The organism is Halalkalibacter oceani (genome assembly GCF_023715605.1).
GTDB lineage: Bacteria > Bacillota > Bacilli > Bacillales > Bacillaceae_D > Halalkalibacter > Halalkalibacter oceani.
Genome location: NZ_JAMBOL010000014.1, coordinates 18,044 through 37,424, shown reverse-complemented (window position 1 = coordinate 37,424; position 19,381 = coordinate 18,044). Strand labels below are relative to the sequence as shown.

The 19,381-nt window shown below is 46.8% G+C and carries 21 protein-coding genes; 9 read left to right on the top strand and 12 right to left on the bottom strand.

Annotated features, from left to right (window positions below):
* Nucleotide 1: 1 nt before the first annotated feature.
* Nucleotides 2-1,000 (bottom strand): methyl-accepting chemotaxis protein, encoded by a 999-nt coding sequence (locus tag M3202_RS14800; protein WP_251224092.1) that lies wholly within the window; start codon nucleotides 998-1,000, stop codon nucleotides 2-4.
* A gap of 113 nt (nucleotides 1,001-1,113) precedes the next feature.
* Nucleotides 1,114-1,734 carry a LysE/ArgO family amino acid transporter gene (locus tag M3202_RS14795; RefSeq protein ID WP_251224091.1) on the bottom strand — a complete coding sequence of 207 codons (621 nt, stop codon included), beginning with the start codon at nucleotides 1,732-1,734 and terminating at the stop codon, nucleotides 1,114-1,116.
* A gap of 131 nt (nucleotides 1,735-1,865) precedes the next feature.
* Between M3202_RS14795 and pdxR the strand changes: the two genes are divergently transcribed.
* A complete protein-coding gene (pdxR, locus tag M3202_RS14790) occupies nucleotides 1,866-3,317 on the top strand; it encodes a MocR-like pyridoxine biosynthesis transcription factor PdxR (protein ID WP_251224090.1) in 1,452 nt (483 codons plus the stop codon).
* A gap of 134 nt (nucleotides 3,318-3,451) precedes the next feature.
* Nucleotides 3,452-3,892 carry a universal stress protein gene (locus tag M3202_RS14785; protein ID WP_251224089.1) on the top strand — a complete coding sequence of 147 codons (441 nt, stop codon included), beginning with the start codon at nucleotides 3,452-3,454 and terminating at the stop codon, nucleotides 3,890-3,892.
* Between the two features lie 123 nt (nucleotides 3,893-4,015).
* Here the strand turns inward: M3202_RS14785 and M3202_RS14780 are convergent, their stop codons facing one another.
* From M3202_RS14780 to M3202_RS14760, 5 genes are all read right to left on the bottom strand, one after another.
* A complete protein-coding gene (locus tag M3202_RS14780; protein WP_251224088.1) occupies nucleotides 4,016-5,032 on the bottom strand; it encodes an iron-hydroxamate ABC transporter substrate-binding protein in 1,017 nt (338 codons plus the stop codon).
* Between the two features lie 174 nt (nucleotides 5,033-5,206).
* The gene (locus M3202_RS14775; protein ID WP_251224087.1) at nucleotides 5,207-5,578 is read right to left on the bottom strand and encodes a hypothetical protein; all 372 of its coding nucleotides are present in this window, start codon (nucleotides 5,576-5,578) and stop codon (nucleotides 5,207-5,209) included.
* A 21-nt stretch (nucleotides 5,579-5,599) separates the two neighbouring features.
* Nucleotides 5,600-6,115: an acyl-CoA thioesterase gene (locus tag M3202_RS14770; RefSeq protein WP_251192628.1), complete on the bottom strand. Its 516-nt coding sequence runs from the start codon at nucleotides 6,113-6,115 to the stop codon at nucleotides 5,600-5,602.
* Between the two features lie 342 nt (nucleotides 6,116-6,457).
* Entirely contained in the window at nucleotides 6,458-7,360 is a 903-nt protein-coding gene (locus M3202_RS14765; RefSeq protein ID WP_349775625.1) for a LysR family transcriptional regulator, read from the bottom strand.
* A gap of 167 nt (nucleotides 7,361-7,527) precedes the next feature.
* Nucleotides 7,528-7,965: an Rrf2 family transcriptional regulator gene (locus M3202_RS14760; RefSeq protein WP_251224086.1), complete on the bottom strand. Its 438-nt coding sequence runs from the start codon at nucleotides 7,963-7,965 to the stop codon at nucleotides 7,528-7,530.
* 151 nt (nucleotides 7,966-8,116) lie between these two features.
* Between M3202_RS14760 and M3202_RS14755 the strand changes: the two genes are divergently transcribed.
* Entirely contained in the window at nucleotides 8,117-8,980 is an 864-nt protein-coding gene (locus M3202_RS14755) for an SDR family oxidoreductase (RefSeq protein ID WP_251224085.1), read from the top strand.
* 194 nt (nucleotides 8,981-9,174) lie between these two features.
* The gene (locus M3202_RS14750; RefSeq protein WP_251224084.1) at nucleotides 9,175-9,456 is read left to right on the top strand and encodes a hypothetical protein; all 282 of its coding nucleotides are present in this window, start codon (nucleotides 9,175-9,177) and stop codon (nucleotides 9,454-9,456) included.
* A gap of 85 nt (nucleotides 9,457-9,541) precedes the next feature.
* Here M3202_RS14750 and M3202_RS14745 read toward each other — a convergent pair whose 3' ends face one another.
* Nucleotides 9,542-10,300, bottom strand: a complete 759-nt coding sequence (locus M3202_RS14745; protein ID WP_251224083.1) for an SDR family oxidoreductase — start codon at nucleotides 10,298-10,300, stop codon at nucleotides 9,542-9,544.
* Nucleotides 10,301-10,432: 132 nt separating this feature from the next.
* Here M3202_RS14745 and M3202_RS14740 point away from each other — a divergent pair, with 132 nt between their 5' ends.
* Nucleotides 10,433-10,744 (top strand): TRAP transporter large permease subunit, encoded by a 312-nt coding sequence (locus tag M3202_RS14740; protein ID WP_349775626.1) that lies wholly within the window; start codon nucleotides 10,433-10,435, stop codon nucleotides 10,742-10,744.
* Nucleotides 10,745-10,771: 27 nt separating this feature from the next.
* Nucleotides 10,772-11,515: a sulfite exporter TauE/SafE family protein gene (locus tag M3202_RS14735; protein ID WP_251224081.1), complete on the top strand. Its 744-nt coding sequence runs from the start codon at nucleotides 10,772-10,774 to the stop codon at nucleotides 11,513-11,515.
* An 85-nt stretch (nucleotides 11,516-11,600) separates the two neighbouring features.
* Here the strand turns inward: M3202_RS14735 and M3202_RS14730 are convergent, their stop codons facing one another.
* The gene (locus tag M3202_RS14730; protein ID WP_251224080.1) at nucleotides 11,601-12,593 is read right to left on the bottom strand and encodes an SDR family oxidoreductase; all 993 of its coding nucleotides are present in this window, start codon (nucleotides 12,591-12,593) and stop codon (nucleotides 11,601-11,603) included.
* Between the two features lie 86 nt (nucleotides 12,594-12,679).
* Between M3202_RS14730 and M3202_RS14725 the strand changes: the two genes are divergently transcribed.
* From M3202_RS14725 to M3202_RS14715, 3 genes are all read left to right on the top strand, one after another.
* Complete coding sequence (locus M3202_RS14725) at nucleotides 12,680-12,841, top strand: hypothetical protein (RefSeq protein WP_251224079.1); 162 nt, start codon at nucleotides 12,680-12,682, stop codon at nucleotides 12,839-12,841.
* Nucleotides 12,842-13,114: 273 nt separating this feature from the next.
* Nucleotides 13,115-14,557 (top strand): aminotransferase-like domain-containing protein, encoded by a 1,443-nt coding sequence (locus M3202_RS14720; RefSeq protein ID WP_251224078.1) that lies wholly within the window; start codon nucleotides 13,115-13,117, stop codon nucleotides 14,555-14,557.
* 130 nt (nucleotides 14,558-14,687) lie between these two features.
* Nucleotides 14,688-14,876 (top strand): BshB3 potential contributor to bacillithiol synthesis, encoded by a 189-nt coding sequence (locus M3202_RS14715; protein WP_251224077.1) that lies wholly within the window; start codon nucleotides 14,688-14,690, stop codon nucleotides 14,874-14,876.
* 91 nt (nucleotides 14,877-14,967) lie between these two features.
* Here the strand turns inward: M3202_RS14715 and M3202_RS14710 are convergent, their stop codons facing one another.
* The 3 genes from M3202_RS14710 to M3202_RS14700 all read right to left on the bottom strand — a co-directional run bounded on the left by M3202_RS14710 (nucleotide 14,968) and on the right by M3202_RS14700 (nucleotide 19,377).
* Nucleotides 14,968-16,467, bottom strand: coding sequence for a malate:quinone oxidoreductase (locus tag M3202_RS14710; protein ID WP_251224076.1), 1,500 nt, complete (start codon nucleotides 16,465-16,467; stop codon nucleotides 14,968-14,970).
* Between the two features lie 392 nt (nucleotides 16,468-16,859).
* On the bottom strand, nucleotides 16,860-18,002 hold the full coding sequence (locus M3202_RS14705; protein WP_251224075.1) for a glycosyltransferase family 4 protein: 1,143 nt from the start codon (nucleotides 18,000-18,002) through the stop codon (nucleotides 16,860-16,862).
* 46 nt (nucleotides 18,003-18,048) lie between these two features.
* Nucleotides 18,049-19,377 carry a UDP-glucose dehydrogenase family protein gene (locus M3202_RS14700; protein ID WP_251224074.1) on the bottom strand — a complete coding sequence of 443 codons (1,329 nt, stop codon included), beginning with the start codon at nucleotides 19,375-19,377 and terminating at the stop codon, nucleotides 18,049-18,051.
* Nucleotides 19,378-19,381 lie beyond the last annotated feature (4 nt).

Genomic DNA, 19,381 nt, shown 5'->3' with positions numbered 1-19,381 from the left:
GCTAAACGATCGACTCCATTACGACAACGGACCAGCCTTTTCCTTTATACGCATTGTAGCCTTCCGTTAAACAGTAGGCGTAAATATGATTCTGCTCAATCGTATAGCCGCGTGTTTCCCGGCCGGAAAGCAGCAGCTCAACCGCTCTCAGATGGTTCAGCTTTGTATTTAACACGTCAGAGCGGTCCTTTGACGCAATGACATAGCCCTCTGAATTGATGACATAAAGCTTGCTCGTCTCATCAATCTTGACCCGGTCGATGATGTCATAAATAAATTCCCAGTTAAATCTCGTCGTAAAGACACCGATGATGTTGCCCTGATCATCATGAACAGGACTGGAATAGCTCATCGTATGTCCTTCCACGACATCCGAATAATACATGTCCGTTACATAAACCTGATTGGTGCGCACCGTTTCCTTAAACCATGTACGCTTCGACATATCCTTGCCTACCTGATTCGGGTGCTGTGCCGAGGCAACAATTTTGCCTGACAGGTCGACGACAAACAGATCAAAATATACCTCATAAATCGCATGGATATTTTTCAGAAAAGCCTCAGCATGTTGGACCGTTTCCGGAGAAGGCGCAAGCAAACATTGCTTAATCGCATCAAACGTGGCCCACGCCTGGACATCGCAGTTGCGCTCAAATAAATTGCGGTCAATTTTGTCAATCGTATCATAAGCAATATCAACCGTCCGGACGGCAATAATTTCATTGGCCTTATTCTGGATGCTAGTAATGATCTCTTCACTTTGTCTGCTCGCCTGCAAGCTTTCCTCAGCGAATTTTTTTATCTCTGTCGCCACAACGGAAAAGCCGCGTCCCGCTTCTCCGGCTCTGGCTGCTTCAATCCCTGAATTCAAGGCAAGAATATTTGATTTTGTCGATATGTCCTGGATTTGTTTCATGACTACTTGCATTTCATCGTTGTCTTTCTTTAATTCATTCATCAATACCGAAACATTCAGACTTTTCTCAGCCGTTTCCTCCACTCGTTCCAACCCCTTTTTCTATGATATGACCCATAGGAATTATATCATAGTTATTTGCCAGAAAAACACATTTCGAGCGACTCTTTCGTATTTTATTTTTGCAAGTCCTTTTCTTACAATTGACGAAAAAGCTGATAGGCTAAGAAAACGGCCATCCCCCACATAAAAAGGGCTGACGCCTGATTCAATTTCCTTATTTTTCGTCCATCTTTGTCGTAATGACCCAGTTTGCGGCCCGCTGCGGCCAGCATGAAAAACCAAATAAAAGAAACAGCCACGCATGCTCCGGCGAACAGCAGCTTGTCAATTCCCTGATACGCCAAGGAACTCGTTCCAACGACTCCAATCGTATCAATGATGGCGTGAGGGTTGAACAAGGAAACGGAAACCGCAAAAAGGATTTGCTGTCTCGGTGAAATAGGGCCACTCGGCTCCTCCTTGCTATCATCCGGGACACTCTTCCATATCGACCAGCCCATATAGAGTAAAAACAGACAGCCAATCGCCAGTAATAATTGGTTCATCCACGTAAATTGCAGCACAATTACAGAAAGCCCGGCTACCGCCAGCGCGATTAAAATCGCATCACATACAGAGGCCGTAATCACTACAGGGAGCGCCGCCCTGAAGCTATGCTGTGTCACCCCTTGATTGAAAATAAAAATATTCTGCGCCCCTAATGGCAAAATTAATCCAAATGATAAAATCAGCCCGTGAACAATTGCTTCTAACATCGTCTCTCCTCCCTTACTAAAGGTAGCATAACGGATAGAAAAAATCCTGTCTGCAACCAATTGGTTCGCTGACTATCCAACCAATTTACGCTATACTTTATCTACAAATGCAAGCGAAGGAGGGAAACGTATTGTCAGAAATCAATTGGAAGCCTGTGAAATCATCCTCAATCCCCTTGTATTTGCAAATTGTCAATTTTATTCGAAATAAGATCATGAGTGGGGAATGGACGATCGGAACAAAGCTCCCCTCCCAACGGCAGTTAGCAACCAGCTTTGAGGTGAACAGAAGCACTGTCATCACCGCCCTGCAGGAGCTTATCGCAGAGGGACTGCTCGAAGCAAAAGCCGGCAGCAGGACGATCGTCGCCAACAATACGTGGAATGTCCTGGCCGCCTCATCACCGAATTGGCCGGAATACGTCCAGGCCGGGATTCATCAGCCAAACAAATCGCTGATCCAGCAAATCAATAAGGCCGAAGCGGAACCCGCCATTTTGCGGCTTGGCACCGGGGAACTCGGCTCTGAGCTGATTCCCGCTGATGCCATGCAACAGATACTGACCTCACTTCAGCACGAGCCGCTTTCCCTCGGCTATGAAGAGCCGAAAGGGAATATGCAATTGAGGGAAACGCTATCCGGTTATTTGCGGAATAAGGGAATCTACGCCTCGCCGTCATCGATTTTAATCGTTTCCGGTGGTCTTCAGGCACTGCAATTAATTGCCTGGGGTCTTTTACGAAAGGGCTCCGTTATCTTGCACGAAGCGCCGTCTTATCTTAATTCTCTTTCTATGTTTGAATCGGTCGGAATACGCGGAGTCGGCATCCCGCTCGACAGTCAAGGCCTGCAAATGGAAAGACTCGTCCAACTGAAGCGCCAGCATGACGCTGCCTTGCTTTATACGATCCCTTCTTTCCATAATCCTACAGGGGCGGTCATGTCAGAGGAACGACGCAAACAGCTAACCGAAATAGCCCACCGTGAAACGCTGCCTCTTATCGAGGATGACGTCTACGGCGATCTTTGGTTCGAGAATGCCCCTCCACCACCCTTAAAGGCTGATGACAGGGGTGGTAACGTTCTCTATTTAGGAAGTGTGTCGAAGGCATTAAGCCCGGGCTTGCGGATTGGCTGGCTCGTTGGCCCTGAGCAGGTGATTGACCGGTTGGCCGATATTAAGATGCAGACCGACTACGGCTCAAGCTCGCTCTCTCAAGCTGTCGTCAACCAATGGATACGAAGTGGAAAATATGAGGCCCATCTGGCACGTCTCCGAGCAAGCCTTCTGAGACGCCGCGATTTAATGCTCGATATCCTGAAGCACTCCTTTTCCGATTGTTGCACGTGGAACATTCCGGACGGAGGTTTTTACATTTGGCTGCAGCTACAAAAAGGGATCTCCGCGCGAAAATTATTTCAGCACGTCTTACAGAAAGGAATCTTGCTTAACCCGGGCACGATCTACGATAAATTTGACGACAGCCATCTTCGTCTGTCTTATGCCTATCCTTCTGAGTCGGAGCTTATCCAGGGCATGCAAAGTTTGGCCAAGATGATAAAAGAGGACTTTCGTCAATAAAACCTCAAAAAATCAGAAAAAATTCGTCACATTCTTGCTCACAATTTCACAAGAATCATGAGATAATAGAGACATAAACAGCAAACGCTTTCTTTTTTCGTTGTTAATCCTGGCTGTTTAAAGGAGAGGATCGTATGTATAACCATATCTTAGTCGCAGTCGACGGTTCACAGCAATCAGAGCAAGCTTTAGCGAAGGCTATTCAAGTAGCGGAGTTTCACAAATCTTCCTTAGTCATCGCCCATATTATTGACCTCCGAAATGTTACCGGAGCGGTCGGCTTCCACGATTCCTGGTTCGTCCGGATTGAAAATGATGCGAAAGAAATGCTGGCGCGCTACAAAGAGCTGGCGGAAGCAAAAGGGCTAACCAAGGTTGAAACCGTGCTAAAATCAGGCAACCCTCGCTTTTTAATCGCGGAAGAGCTGCCAAAGACTTATCACATTGATCTGCTCGTCACCGCAGCAACCGGCCGCAACAGAGTTGAGCGTCTGTTAATCGGCAGTGTCGCAGAAGCTTCCGTCCGTCAGGCCCCTTGTGATGTCATGATTGTGAAGAATGCCGCTTCCGAATAAGCAATCGTCCCTTTACCATAGCAAGAGCTTGAGAAAAAGGCTGGCTTTTCCTTTTATCTCAAGCTCCCGTTTTCCCCATAAGCCTCTTTCACTGCTTCAGGGCTCCCTTGCGCTCGTCGCCGCTTACTTGACCAAACTAGTTAACACATGCTCAATAATCTGCTCGTTGGCGATTGGCCCGCCGTACAGCCAGCTCGTCGTACTGTCGAACTCATACAAATGATCATTTTTCACAGCCGGAATGCTTTGCCATAAAGGCTCCTGCAGCATCTCTCTGCCTTCATCGCCATCACTGTTGACCAAAAACAGGTGATCAACATCCATATTCGCCAATTCCTCCAGCGAAACAGGGTTCCAGTTTCCCGATCCTGTAGCCGACACCTCCTTGACTAAATCAGGAGCTGTCAATCCAAGATCCTCATACAAGACCGCCCCGCTGGATAGGTCTTCACTTACAATATAAAATTGCTTCGAGACAAGCCAGATCGCCGCTACGGATTCCTCACCAATCGCTTCCTGCAGCGTCTGTTGCGCTTCTTCGGCGACCTCCGTATATTCAGTAAGAATCTGTTCCGCTTCCTCTTCTTTATTTAACACTTTTCCGACTGCCCGCAGCGCCTCGCGCCAGTCATCATTGACCTCATCGCCGAGTACATAAGTCGGGGCGATTTTCTCATACTGACTGTACTTGCCTTCTCCTACCGTGGACTCTGAACCAATAATCAATAAGTCCGGATCAAACTCGATGACCGTTTCAAATGGCAAATCCCATGGAATCGTTGGCACATCCTGCAAATAATCCTGTAAATAGTGCTGAATGCTGCCCTCTCCTACCGTCCATTGCGCGACAGGAGTAAAACCAAGTGCGACAAGAGGATCTTCAAGATAGGAAGCGATAATCCGCTGAGGATTCGCCGGTACGGTCACCTCATGACCCATTCCGTCCGTTAAAGTAAACGATTCGTCACTCTCTTCCCCCGCCGGCGTTTCTTCGGCAGGGGCCTCTTCAGGATTCTCTTCACTTTGTCCCTCTTCCGGCGCCGCACCTCCGCAAGCACTTAAAGCCATGATCGCAATTAATAAGAAAACAAAAAGGAATATGCTCTGCTTCCGTTCACTTTGTCTTACATATGTCTTCATCTTCTATTCTCCTTCACGGTTAAGAAACACCTTACTCAAATTTTGCATCCGATTAAATGATAACAATTCTCATTATCGATTTCAACTGTTGTTTTACTTAATAAACAAATAAAAACCCTGTGAGGAGATCCGATCCTCACAAGGCTGATGGCTATCATCTTTCATTCCGTGACTCTAACGTACCCAAATCGGCCCAATCAATCCTTCCGGCTTCATTCCCAGCGCCAGTTTACTAAGATGGGCATAGCTAACCTGTCGATTTGCTGCGAGAAATTGCTTCAGTTCTTCAATTTTGCTGTCTGCTTTTAATTGCTCAATTTCTCGCTTGTAGACAGCCAGTACATAGTCCGCCTGAGCCTGAGGCTGAAACTTGTCAGCATCCTCTTCCATGAGTAAGGCTCCCATATATTGATAACCATATTGGAGCTGACGGGTCAATTGGACGACATTGAGAAACTTTTGGAAAAGTACCGGCTTCGTCCGACGGAACTGTTCCACCGCCTCTTTCGCCGTTTGGACTTCCTGATAACTTGATGCGGTCAGCATGTCATCTCTCCTTTTTCTAAATTAATCCCAAGGCTTTTTCAACTCAAGGTTCGCGACAAGCTCTTTATTTTGCTGACGCTTCAGCTTACGAATTCTTTCACGTTCCTTTCCAGTCTCATAGAGATATTTTTCTTCCTCTGATTCCGGAATGACGCCCGGCACTTCCTTTGGCCGCTTATTCTCATCCAATGGAACAAATGTCAAAAAGGCGGTCGCGGCGATTTTACGTTCCGCCGTTTCAAGATCCTCAGCGATCACCTTACAAAAGATTTCCATTGATGTCTTCCCTGTATAGCTGACAAATGATTCAATACAGACCGAATCACTCTGTCTGATCGGCTGAAGGAAATGCACAGAATCGGTTGAAGCCGTGACACACTCCTTCACTCTTGAATGTCTGCGGGCGGAAAGAGTCGCACAGGCATCCATCTTTTTCATTAGAACGCCACCAAACAATGTATAGTAATTGTTCAAATCGTTAATCAATACTTGATCAGTTTGAACAACACGAGTTTCTTTCATTTTTTTTGCTTCCATTATCTCACCTTATTTCTAGATGCATATTCTGAGTAGAATTCGCTCATTTCCTATTATAGGTTAAAGACAACGGTAAAATACAATGCCGATCCTACATACGCTCTATACTGATCGCTTATGAAAGCGTTTTGTAGGAGGATTTCCATGTGAAAAATAGAGGTTGGAAAGCGGAATGACATTTTCTTTGTAAGATTGATGTTTTCTATCATAGCACTGACAAAGGGGAAAGATGCATGGTGTAATGGTACAATCCTAGCATCGGGAATAATTCTACGAGGCAACAGCTGCTTACCATCAGACCACAAAACAGCAAACAGGAAGTCCGCTTCTCTGCTTGCTGTTTTACCCTTTTTGATCCGGTCTGCTTTTCGGCAGCTTTCCTTTTGCAAAATGAATGAATTCCGTGGCAACATGCGATAAATACGCTTCTTTTTTCCAAATCATCGCCAGCCTCCATTCAATCGTCGGATTCGTAACGGCGATCGTATGGACATCCCGCTTCAGCTCTGTGCACGTGCTTTCCGGCAAGAGCGTGATTCCTAAATTATAGGCGACCATTTCTTCAATGAAGTCCAATTGCGATGTCTCCGAAATAATGCCCGGCTCAAAGCCGGCTTCCCGACATGCCGCCAGCACAAGCCTTCTCAGCTCAAACTCACGATTAAACATAATAAATGACTCATCCTTCAGCTCCGATAACGCCACCGCTTCTCTGCCGACAAGACGATGGGAAGGCGGGACAACGAGCTTCAGCTTGTCCGTTTCAAACATATAATAATCGAGCATATCATGCTTATCGGGAAGCACGACTACGCCGAAATCCAGCTTATCATTTGTAATCTCTTCTTCAATCTTCTTGGACCCGGCTTCTTCTAATTGAAAGGTTACTTCCGGGTACTCTTTATGAAAGGAAGCAAGCAGCTGCGAAAAGAAGAATGAATTCACAATCGTCGGCAGCCCGATCCGGATCTGCCCCGTTTTCACTGTTTTCATCTTATCCAATTCTGCATACAGCCGCTGCCATTGCTTATCCATCACCTGCGCATGCTTATTTAAAACATGCCCGGCATCTGTCAGGATTACCTTTTTCCGCGAACGGATAAACAATGGCAGGCCAAGCTCATCCTCCATTGATTTAATAATCCGGCTGAGCGCCGGCTGCGTAATATACAGATTCTCAGCTGCCTGCGTAAAGCTGCCCGTACGCGCCACTTCAAGAAAGAACTGCAAATGCTTCATTTCCAATTTAGAACCATCACCTTTTGCTTTTTAGAGTCACAGTAAAGCTTTCCATTATTGTCTTTTTTTATGAGATATTTTGCTCTATCAGCCAGTTTCTTAAAGCCGATATCGATAATGAGATGAAAAAACTGAGCCAGCTGAACTCAAACTATGGTGAAGCAATAGTCTACTCAAAACGAGCCCCTCTCCTTCATCACAATCTCCTCGATAATATCTTTCACCGTCACCTGTTCTAACACCTTTTCAAGCGCAAATTGGGCAGCGGCCAATACGGGGAGAATCGCCTCCTGAATGTTGCGTCCTACGACACAATCCGGATGGGGGTGGTCATGTATACTAAACAATTCTTTTTCCTTTACGACATCGACTGCCTTATAGACGTCCAGCAAAGTAATTGAAGCCGGCTCCTTAGCAAGCCTCGCCCCGGCGACTCCCGGCTGTACGATAAGTAAATCGGCTTTTTTCAGCATGCCCATAATTTTTCTAATTAAGGTCGGGTTCGTATTGACGCTTCCTGCCAAATATTCGGACGAGCTTATTCCGTCTTTATTTAATTCAATCAGAGCTAAAATATGAATGCCTACGGCAAAGCGGCTGCTTATCGCCACATCAATCACCTGCCTTTTTCTTTGTCATGACTACAATACCGTATTATACCTCAAATTGATTGACAGGATAACAAGGAGTATCTATGATAAATACATGTATCTGAAATAAATACAAGTTAATCATTAAAAAACGAAACGGGAGGGATCATCGATGAAACTTTTAGTAACGGGTGCAACAGGGAAATTAGGGACAAAAGTGGTAGAAACGCTGTTGAAAACCGTACCGGCCAGTCAGCTGGCTGTCAGTGTCCGCGATCCTCAGAAAGCTGAAAGCTTGCAAGCACGCGGTGTCGAAGTGCGCCAGGGCAATTTCGACCATCCGGCTACATTGGATACGGCTTTTGCCGGCGTCGACAGATTGCTGATTATCTCAGCTGACGGTGACAATGAAACGAGAATTAAACAGCATGGCAACGCCGTCTCCGCAGCGGCACGGGCAGGCGTACGCTTCATCGCTTATACAAGCATCACGAATGCTCAGGAAAGCAGTAATTTTCTCGCTCCGACTCATAAAGCGACCGAAAATGCGATCTTGGAAACAGGCATCCCGTATTCCTTTTTGCGCAACAACTGGTATTTGGAAAATGAAAGCTCAAGTATTCAAGGTGTGCTGGCTGGCGCCCCTTGGGTGACCTCTGCCGCTGATGGAAAAGTCGGCTGGGCTGTGCAGCAGGATTATGCAGAAGCCGCGGCGGCCGTTCTCGCCGGTCAAGGGCATGACAATACAATCTATGAGCTTGCCGGTAAACCGCTGACGCAGGAAGAGCTTGTAGCAACGCTGAGCAAGGTGATCAAAAAGGACATCACCGTCCAGCAGGTTGATGACGAGACGTATGCCGATGTAATGAAACAGGCCGGGGTACCGGAATCGTTTTTACCTTTCTTAGTCAACATTCAAAAAGACATTCGCGAAGGGACGCTCGACATTGAAAGCAATGATCTGGAAAAGCTTCTCGGACGACCGGCTACTCCAATCGAGGATGGACTTTCACAAATCGTGAACGCGAACGGATAGACAATCTCATTTCAGCAAGACTAAACATACTACCATTAGTAGCACAAACCATGGCCTTGGTTCGTGCTACTATTTTTTTATAGTAGCAGGAAAGTCGACTATCCTACACGCGAAAAGGGAAGTTTCTCCTCTATTCGCTATATACGCCCGAGCCTTCAGATGACATAAAGCCTTTTTTTGCAGATCAAAATAATGTGACAGAATGGGAAGAAGCCCATCATGCTAAAACGATTGTAGGGCCTTATGATACTGAAAATGTACTACTTGTCACTTTAGATTATAACGGAATTGCTCCAGCAAAAGAACATACTATAAATAGTAATGGCACTGAAGTTACAGTCGAGCAGGATGGTATGTATATTATCCATTCTTTTTCCATAAATAATGTGACTTACAAATTAGCTTACGATACTAGTCATTATTTTTCACAGGATAATATAACCGATTACACCAGTTCTGTTATAAATAACAGTTAAAGGAGACATGTGACATTCCATCAAATGGTTTAGAACATATAGGGCTGGGCAAACACCTTTTGCCCAGCCCTTTCTCTCTATTCACTTAATATGCCGTCCAGCCCGCGTCGGCCGTGATGACTGTTCCATTCACAAAATCTGCTTCATCAGAAGCAAGGAACAAGGCAATATTGGCAATGTCCTCCGGCTTTCCGGTACGCGGATTGATCGCCAGACCCGGCTGTGTCCGGCCGATGCCGAATTCATTTATATTAGTCATCGACGTGCCAATATTCGTTTCCACAGCTCCGGGGGCAATCGCGTTGCAGCGAATCCCTTTTTGTGCATACATAAAGCCGGTGTTCTTCGTAAAGCCGACGACAGCATGCTTTGAAGCTGTATAGGTTGCTCCTGCTCGGGCACCTTGTAATCCCCCTGCCGAAGCGATATTAATAATGACCCCTTTTTGCTTTTCTAAAAATATTGGAAGAGCCTTGCGCGTTGCCCGCATTACGCTCGTCGTATTGATCGCAAAGATTTTTTCCCATGACTCATCTTGAATGTCGGCGGCAGCCTCGAAGTTATCCATAATGCCGGCGTTATTAACTAAAATATCAAGCGTGCCGTAGCTGTTGACAGCTGTGTCAATCAAATTTTGAATATCCTCTTCCTTCGCAACATTGGCGACAACAGCGATTGCCTCGCCACCAGCCGACTTAATCACGTCCACCGTCTGGTTTGCCGCTTCGGCATTAATATCAGACACGACTACCTTCGCACCCTCTTTTGCATAAACGTTAGCAATCGCTTTTCCCATTCCTGACGCGGCCCCGGTAATAACAGCTACTTTGTCCTGAAGTCTCATTTCCTGATCCCTCCATTCGTTTTTTCATGCTTTTCCTTACAACTTCATTATACACCTATCAATTTAGAAACATCCGCTTTATAGAATTTGTCAAAATGAGGTTTGTGTGTCTAAAAATTTAATCTTCTATTAATCATCGTCGGGATGTTTTTCGATCCGACTTCTGCTATTTTAGTATTAACTCCTCTGCTTGTGCCCGTCGCGCAAAGTCTGGGGATTGACCTGATCCATTTAGGTTTGATTATGACAATGAATATTGCCATCGGGATGTTCACGCCGCCATTCGGGTTAAACTTATTTGTCAGCCAAGGTGTCTTCAAGAAGCCGATTCATGACATTGTAAAGAGCTTATCCCCTTTTTGGATTTGGTACGCGATCTCCTTGCTGATCGTCACCTATCTTCCACAGATCTATCTATGGATCCCGGAGATGGTCGCGAAATAGAACCTGACAATAGGAGGATTAAATCCGTTGCAGCTATCCGTCATTCTTATCGCTCTTTTTGTTTTTCTATTGGCCGGGGTATCAAAAGGAATTAGTGGAATGGGCCTGCCTCTGGTCGCCACTCCGATTTTAACGGTGATGTTCGACCTACAGACAGCGATAGCCTTAACCGTCCCGGCGACGGTGGCGACCGACTGCTTTATGCTCGTCAAAACATTTGAGAAGTGGAGCACATTAAAAAAAGCCGCCGTCCTCACCTTAATGGGAATCGGCGGTATGATTATCGGTTCAACCATTTTAGTCATGACCGACTCCAACCTTTTGACCGGCCTGCTCGGCGTCGTCATTATTTTCTTCGTCATTAGTTCACTGACATCCTTCCTGCCTCAATTTACGAAGCCGCCGCAATGGGTCGATGGCGCCGTTGGTCTTATCGGTGGTACTCTTCAGGGAGCAGCAGGAGCGAGCGGACCGTTGATCAGTTTATATTTTTTGCAGATGAACGTCAGCCGCTATCAGTTTTTATTTTTGATTAACTGTTATTTTGTCGTTATTGATATCACGCAGCTAATTACGATTAGCTCGCTTGGCTTTTATCAAGGAAACACGCTTTTCCTCTACGCTCTTCTGGCGATCATTCCGTCATTTCTCGGCCTTGCCCTGGCAATGAAAATCCAAAAATCTATCACCGACAGCGTGTTCAAGTATTCCGTCCTGTCCTTAATCGGGATAAGCGGCTTGCTGCTCCTTTATAAAGCCCTCTTTTCATGAAGCTGCTGAAAAAGTGTGTTTCGCTTTTTCAGCAGCCTCCTTTTCATAGACGTCCAATCGACGGGAGTGCCACCTTTTTTCACGATCAGGATTGCGTCGACTCCCCACCGTCAACATGAAGAACCTGACCGGTGACATGGCGCGAATCATCCGAAGCCAGATAGACAAATGTCGGTGCCACCTCAAACGGATGGGCCATCCGATTAAAAAGATTTCCGCCGTGGAGCGCGTTTTCATCGGACGAAAAACTAGCCGGAATAAGAGGAGTCCAGATACGGCCGGGTGCAACCGCGTTGACGCGGATTTTCCGTTTGGCAACATTTCTCGCCAATGCGCGGGTCCATCCGACAATCGCCGCCTTTGTCGCGGAATAATCCATTAACAGCGGCTCCCCTTCGTAGGCCACGACAGATGCCGTGCCAATGATCGAGCTGCCCGCTTCGAGGTACGGCATCGCCGCCCGCGTCGTATAAAAGTGCGAGTATACATTGAGTTTAAACGTTTCATCAAACTGTTCATCGGTAATTTCCGTTATGTCGTTTTGCTGAAACTGGATGCCGACATGATTGCATAGTACATCCAACCGGCCAAATGTGTTGATCGTTTCATATACGATATGTTCACATTGCTCCTTTTCCCTCAAGTCACCCGGCAGCACTAAGCATCTTCGGCCAAGCTCTTCGACCCGGTCTTTTGTCCGGTTCGCATCTTCGTGTTCATCTAAGTACGAAATCGCTACGTCGGCGCCTTCCTTCGCGAAGGCAATCGCTGCTGCAGCGCCCATGCCGCTGTCTCCCCCGGTAATGAGTGCTGTTTTACCGGTTAATTTCCCGCTGCCGAGATAATGCGGGTTTTCGATAATCGGCTTTGGAACCATCAAGCTCTCAAGGCCCGGTTGCCGAAGCTGCCTTTGCTCAGGCTGAGCCATCGGGACTTCTTCCGTTTTTGTGATTTTGCCGTAAATCGGGTATTGAGGATACGGATCATCCTTCTTGTTCTCTTCAAACCATTGCTGATACACTCTGATTCTTTCAAGCTCTTCATTCGTTGGCTGATTGCGCTCATCTTTATTTTTCATAACGTCTCCCTCCCAGATAACATATGCTATGTCTAGGCATTTGCTTATGTGAAGAATGCTAATAAAAAAATCGGGAGGAATGACATTTGAATATTGAATTTTTTCCAGAAGCGACAAGGCTTTTGCAAAATGAGGAAGAAAAGGTGACAATGGACTATATGACATACAGCTGGGATCTGCCAACGATCGCTGTGCGACCGCCTTATTACAGCAACCCTGTTTACGAGCCTTATTACCCGGCATTATAGGCAGGACAGTCAGAGGCCTGGTCAGAAGGTTGTTTCATTACCTTTTGTCCGGCCTCTAAGCAATGAGCGGAACCGCCACGATCTGTTGAAGCTAGTATTGTTTCAGCCCATCGTTCCCGGGCAAAACATCCAAACTTGACCTTCCCGTCCATCATTCGTTATAGTGACAATACACGGTAAGAAATACGCGTAGCGTCCTTTCTTAGAAGCGGCGCGCGAAGCCGACGCCCCGCCCCGACAGGCGAAAATGGGTAAAAGAAATGAGGGGGACACATGGAGTGGAAACCGAACCGCGACGATCAAAAACCTTTATATAAACAAATTGCAGCCTATTTTGAAGCTGAGATTTCTTCCGGCCACCTCCCTCCTGCCAGCACATTGCCCTCCGAAAGAGCGTTAGCAGCAACATACGCTGTCAACCGGAGTACGATTGTCGCCGCTTACGCCGAGCTTGAATCGATGGGGCTAGTGACGAGGCAAAAAGGAAGCGGCACAAAAGTCAGCAGTGATATTTGGGGCTTGCTCAATAAACGGATGCCGAACTGGAATCACTATGTAGAGGCAGGTTCAGTTTTACCTAATTTCCCGATTGTTCAAAGATTGAGAGAGCAATCAAAGGATGATCGCATCATTAACTTCATGAGCGGAGAATTATCGAGTGATTTATTCCCGACAGAACAGTTTCAGACAATCCTTTCCAGCCATCGCTTTACCGAGAACCTTGGCTACGACGAACCGCAAGGGAATGAAAGGTTAAGGGCCGTCATTGCCGAGCATGTCCAAGCATATCGAAATATTCAGACGGATGCTTCGTCGATTCTGATCACATCCGGAGCGCAGCAGGCCCTCCATCTTATCGTCCAGGGGCTGCTCCAACAAGGCGATGCCGTAGCAATCGAAGATCCATCCTATTGCTGCTATACGTTACCGCTTTTCCGCTCAGCCGGATTACATGTCCATTTAGTAAAGCCCGATAACAATGGGATCCGGCCCGCTGATCTGATTGAGCTGCATAAAAAGCATCGCATTCGCATGATCTTTTTAAATCCCGATTTTCAGAATCCTACCGGGACGGTGCTTAGCCTGGAGCGCCGCAAGAAAATTTTAGATATTTCATCCGAGTTCGGCATTCCGGTCATTGAGGATGACCCATACAGCCTTACGTCAGCAGGGGAATTTAATCAGCCTACTTTAAAGTCATTGGGCTTGAACGGCAATGTGCTCTATATTAGCTCACTTTCAAAAATCGTTGCCTCCGGATTGCGGGTCGGCTGGGTGATCGGTCCCCACCCCGTTATCCAGCGTCTGGCTGATATTAAGCAGCAGGTTGATTTCGGACACAGCATTTTTCCGCAGTGGGTGGCAAAAGAGTTTCTTGACTCTGCCTACTTCCCGCACCATATCAGCTTGCTCAGACAAAAGCTGGAACGCCGCAAACAAGAGATGGTCACAAGCTTACAAGCGCTCTTACCCGAGCAGGTCGAATACGAGACCCCTCAGGGCGGCATTCATTTATGGTGCAAAATTAACGGCTTATCTAATGAAAATCGGCTGATCGAAGAGGCGATAAAAAAAGGCGTCATCTTCACCCCAGGGCGCATAATGGGTTCCGAATCGGGCTTTGTCCGCTTTACATATGGGAGAGGAAATGAGCAGCAAATCCGTGAGGGGATTAAACGATTTAAGGAAGCTCTTATCGAGTCAACGATGACATAACATCACCTTGTCCCAACGCTACAAAGTGGATGAGAAAATTAATGGCAAATTGGATGGTGCCAATTTTGTCATGATCGGGTTTAATAAAAGAACATAGACATCATCATGCAATCCCTGAAGGAGAGAAACAATGACAATCTTAATTATTTTTGCCGCTATTGTTTGCGTAGCAGCCCTTGTCATTACATTATCATTGACAAAAACAGAAGACTCGAATTATAGCAGCCAACGCAGTATTGGCAATCAATTAATTATTTATCTTGGCCTCATTCCGGTTATCGTAATTGTGTTAGTTCTCGGTTGGTTCTTTTTATTTTAAAATAAGAGGCTGAGTAAAAGGTTGTTTTTCACCTTTTTCCCAGCCCCTGCTAACTAGTTTTGTCACAGCAAGACAACGCCGCTGCCTTCCTTTAGCTGTGAACCAGCTCTTTTTCACTTAAGCCAAGCGTCTTCGCTGTCGAAGTATGAATGTCGTGCAGAAGCTCTCGGTTTTCCGCGAGCGACACCCCATAAGAAGGAATCATTTCTTTAATCTTCGGCTCCCACTGGGCCAAATGCTGCGGGAAGCAATTTCTGATCACCTCAAGCATGACATGAACAGCAGTTGACGCTCCCGGGGACGCCCCTAATAAAGCCGCAATCGTACCATCTGCGCCAGTAATCACTTCCGTTCCAAATTGAAGCGTTCCTTTTCCGGCATCCGTGTCTTTAATCACCTGTACACGCTGGCCCGCTACGACTAAATCCCAATCCTCGTCTTTCGCATTCGGAATAAACTCCCGTAGCTCTTCCATCCGCTTTTCTTTTGACAGCATTACCTGTTCGATCAAGTATTTAGTCAAGGAGAGATTTTTTGCTCCTGCCGCCAGCATCGTAACAAGGTTATTCGGTTTTACAGAAGTCAATAAATCAAGCATCGAGCCTGTTTTCAAAAACTTTGGTGAGAATCCGGCAAACGGACCAAACAACAGCGATTTCTGTCCTTCGATAAAGCGGGTATCGAGATGCGGAACCGACATCGGCGGTGCTCCAACCTTCGCCTTGCCGTATACTTTCGCGTGGTGCCGCTCAATCACTTCCGGATTATGACAGACCATGAAAATGCCGCTTACCGGGAATCCGCCAATATGTTTTCCTTCAGGAATACCGGACTTTTGCAGCAAATGCAAACTTCCTCCCCCGCCGCCGATGAAAACAAACTTTGCCGTATGACGCTCGACTGTACCGCTCTCGACATTCCGTACATTTAATTCCCACAAGCCGTCCGCGGTACGATTCAAATCATCTACACTGTGCTTGTAACGGATTTCGACGCCCTGACTTGCTAAATGATCGAACAGCATCCGCGTCAACGCGCCGAAATTGACATCGGTTCCAGAATCGATCTTCGTTGCAGCAATCGGCACGTCCGTTTCCCGATCCTCCATAATAAGCGGAATCCATTCCTTCAATTTTTCAGGATCCTCAGAAAATTCCATTCCTTGAAAAAGGGGATTTCCTGTGAGCGCTTCAAACCGTTTCTTTAAAAATGTCACATTCTGCTCCCCTTGCACCATACTCATATGAGGCAATGGCATAATAAAGTCCTGCGGATGCTGGATTAGCTGACGGTTAACAAGATAAGACCAGAACTGCATCGAAAGCTGAAACTGCTCATTCACGTTAATCGCTTTACTAATGTCAATCGATCCGTCCGACCTTTCCGTTGTGTAATTAAGCTCGCATAGTGCCGCATGCCCTGTCCCGGCATTATTCCATTCATTGGAGCTCTCCTCACCTGCCTTTTCGAGCTTCTCAAACACAGTAATTTCCCATTCTGGTACTAATTCTTTCAAAAGTGTCCCTAACGTCGCACTCATGATACCAGCACCAATTAAGATGACATCTGTTTTTGTTTCTCCGTTGCTCATTTTTACCATCCCTATACTCTAAAATTTGCAGGAAGGATGTATACGCTCCTGCCTAGGTGTCACACCAAGCAAGGCGCGACCTATTACAAAACTTGTCTGTTTCCATTATAACCTTATCATCATGTAGGACAATTATCTATAGATGAATCAATCTATCTCTAACTAATCATTATAAGCTATTTTACGCTCGTAAAAAAGTGGCTTCATCTGCCCAAGCTGATTTCGTTCATTCCTTCACATAGCTTGTACAACTTCAATATGGACCATCCGCTAATTTGGACGGTCTCTTTTGTCCTCCCCCCCTCAATCAGAAAGGGAGTGTATCAAAAGAGATGATACTCCTTTTAATACACTCCCTGAAACGTTTTAAATCATGGCTGATCAAATCGCAATTATGCCGAAATCTCCTGCTTCTGACTCGCAATCTGATAAAAACTGTAAAGTAATCCATTGAATATTTCTTCCCATGACAGCGTTAAGGCAAATGCACGCGATTTTTCCGAAAAGGAACGGCGCAGGCTTTTTTGCTCTAAAAGAAAGGCCGTATAGTGAGCAAAGGCCTTTGTGCTTTTCGGCTCGCATAAAAAGCCGTTCACTCCATGGGAAACGAGGTGCTGCACGCCTCCTGCTTTTGCGCCGATAACTGGAAGACCGGAAGCCTGGGCTTCCAGGACGACATTGCCAAACGTCTCGGTCGGAGATGGGAAAAGAAAAAGATCAGACGACGCATACACTTCGGACAAAGCTTCCCCTTCTAAAAAACCGGTCCATGTAATTTGCGGGTGGGGTTTAGCTGACAGCGTCTGAAACAGCGGGCCGTCGCCGACTAGCAGCAAATGTGTTTGCTCTTTCATATGCGGCGGCAAAGCATGAAACGTCTCCAGCACGATATGGACATCTTTTTCCGGGGCGATGCGGCCAACATAGAGCAGAATGTTCTTTTCTTTGATCCGGTACTTTTTTCTGACGTCGCTCGATTTTTTTGCCGGCGAAAAGAACTGGTGGTTCACCCCCCGGCCCCAAATGTCGATCGAAGGGTGAAAATCGCGGTCGATCAGCTTTTGTTTTGTGCTTTCTGACGGAACAAAGACGCGGTCAAACGAGTGATGAAACCAATGCAAATATTTCCAGATCCATTTTTTGAATAAGGTGGCATGATAATAGGCTAAATAATCATCGAAGTGAGTATGATAGGAAGCGACCATCGGAATGTGATGCTTTTTGCCATAATGAAGACCAAAGAGTCCTAGATTAAACGGTGTGGCGACATGAATCAATGTCGGCTTGAATTCATCGAGCGTTTGCCGGATGTAGAGTGGATTCGGCAGTGCCAGACGACAGTCCGGATAGAATAAAAACGGGATGCTCATAAACCGCTCGATGTGAGGAACCTTCGGCACCGGTGTGCGGCTTTCCGGAACAAACAGACGGTATTCAATGCCTTTCGTGTCAAGATAATTGGTGTAACGCTTCAGCGTACGGGCGACCCCGTTCACTTCCGGTGCGTATGTGTCAGAAAAAATCGCGATTCTCATCTTTTGACTCCCCCTATCTATAGTGGCACCACTGCCTGCCTCTCTCTCATTGCTTCAGCAGCTGGCTCGGCTGCTGCTCATTGACCGCCGGCCGGCCAATGGAGTAATACTCTACCCCCGCTTTTTCCGCCTTCGCCAGAGGATAACAATTCCGCCCATCGATAACAACTGCCTCTTTCATCAACACTTTATACCTGGCAAGTGGAAATGCCTTAATTTCCTCCCACTCCGTGACGATGATGCTCGCCTCGGCCCCGGACAGCGCTTCGTCGATGCTGCCGGCAAACATTACTTGTTCGAGAACACGGTTTCCTTTCGGATGATCGACGACCGGATCATACACGATCAGCGACGCTCCCGCCGCCTGTAATTCCTGCAAAATGACAAGCGAGACAGCTTCACGAAGATCATCTGTATTCGGTTTGAAGCTCAATCCCAATAAGGCGATTCGCAGCCCTCGTAATGATGAAAACCGTTTTTTCAATTTCTCGATCACGACGTAAGGCTGGCGCTCGTTTACGGTACTGGCAGCGGCGAGCACCCGCAAATCAGACTGAGCGGTTTCTGCCATATGAAGAAGCGCTCTTGTATCCTTCGGAAAACAGGAGCCGCCGTAGCCCAAACCTGCCTGTAAAAATTGCGCGCCGATCCGCCGGTCCAAGCCGATGCCATGCGCGACAGCGTCGACATTTGCTCCAAGCCTTTCACATAGATTCGCAATTTCATTGATATAGCTGATCTTCGTCGCCAAAAAAGCGTTCGCCGCATATTTGATCAGCTCGGCACTGCGCGGGTCGGTATGAAAAATCGGCGTGCCAAACGGCTTGTGCAGCATCGCCACCGTTTCGGCGGCCCGCTCATGTTCTGCGCCAATGACGATCCGGTCCCCATGATAAATATCGTAAATCGCCGAGCCTTCCCGTAAAAACTCTGGATTGGAGACAAGATCAAATGGACAGCTTGTATGCTGGGCGACCATAGCGCGAACACGTTCATTCGTTCCGACAGGTACAGTGCTTTTAATAACAATGACCGTATATTCTTCAATTGCTTTCGCGACGTCAACTACGGCCTGCTCCATATAGCTCACATCCACTGCGCCATCCGCCTTTGAGGGCGTTCCGACCGCTACATAAATCACATCTCTCAAGCGATACGCTTCATCGCCATCAGTCGTAAACGTCAGTCGGCCGTTTGCGAGATTATGAACAAGAAGCTGCTGAAGACCAGGCTCATAAAACGGCACCTCGCCCCGTTTCAGCATCTTGATTTTCGTACTGTCAACGTCGATACAAATGACTTCATGGCCAACCTCGGCAAAGGTCACACCGGTGACTAAGCCGACATACCCAGTCCCAACAACGGTAATTTGCATGCGG

Bases quoted from the DNA above. Each gene is read 5' to 3' on its own strand.
- M3202_RS14775 (WP_251224087.1), bottom strand. From the start codon at position 5,578: ATGCTGACCGCATCAAGTTATCAGGAAGTCCAAACGGCGAAAGAGGCG.
- M3202_RS14780 (WP_251224088.1), bottom strand. From the start codon at position 5,032: ATGAAGACATATGTAAGACAAAGTGAACGGAAGCAGAGCATATTCCTT.
- M3202_RS14795 (WP_251224091.1), bottom strand. From the start codon at position 1,734: ATGTTAGAAGCAATTGTTCACGGGCTGATTTTATCATTTGGATTAATT.
- M3202_RS14700 (WP_251224074.1), bottom strand. From the start codon at position 19,377: ATGCAAATTACCGTTGTTGGGACTGGGTATGTCGGCTTAGTCACCGGT.
- M3202_RS14755 (WP_251224085.1), top strand. From the start codon at position 8,117: ATGAAACTTTTAGTAACGGGTGCAACAGGGAAATTAGGGACAAAAGTG.
- M3202_RS14785 (WP_251224089.1), top strand. From the start codon at position 3,452: ATGTATAACCATATCTTAGTCGCAGTCGACGGTTCACAGCAATCAGAG.
- M3202_RS14770 (WP_251192628.1), bottom strand. From the start codon at position 6,115: ATGGAAGCAAAAAAAATGAAAGAAACTCGTGTTGTTCAAACTGATCAA.
- M3202_RS14720 (WP_251224078.1), top strand. From the start codon at position 13,115: ATGGAGTGGAAACCGAACCGCGACGATCAAAAACCTTTATATAAACAA.
- M3202_RS14745 (WP_251224083.1), bottom strand. From the start codon at position 10,300: ATGAGACTTCAGGACAAAGTAGCTGTTATTACCGGGGCCGCGTCAGGA.
- M3202_RS14710 (WP_251224076.1), bottom strand. From the start codon at position 16,467: ATGAGCAACGGAGAAACAAAAACAGATGTCATCTTAATTGGTGCTGGT.
- M3202_RS14730 (WP_251224080.1), bottom strand. From the start codon at position 12,593: ATGAAAAATAAAGATGAGCGCAATCAGCCAACGAATGAAGAGCTTGAA.
- M3202_RS14705 (WP_251224075.1), bottom strand. From the start codon at position 18,002: ATGAGAATCGCGATTTTTTCTGACACATACGCACCGGAAGTGAACGGG.
- M3202_RS14715 (WP_251224077.1), top strand. From the start codon at position 14,688: ATGACAATCTTAATTATTTTTGCCGCTATTGTTTGCGTAGCAGCCCTT.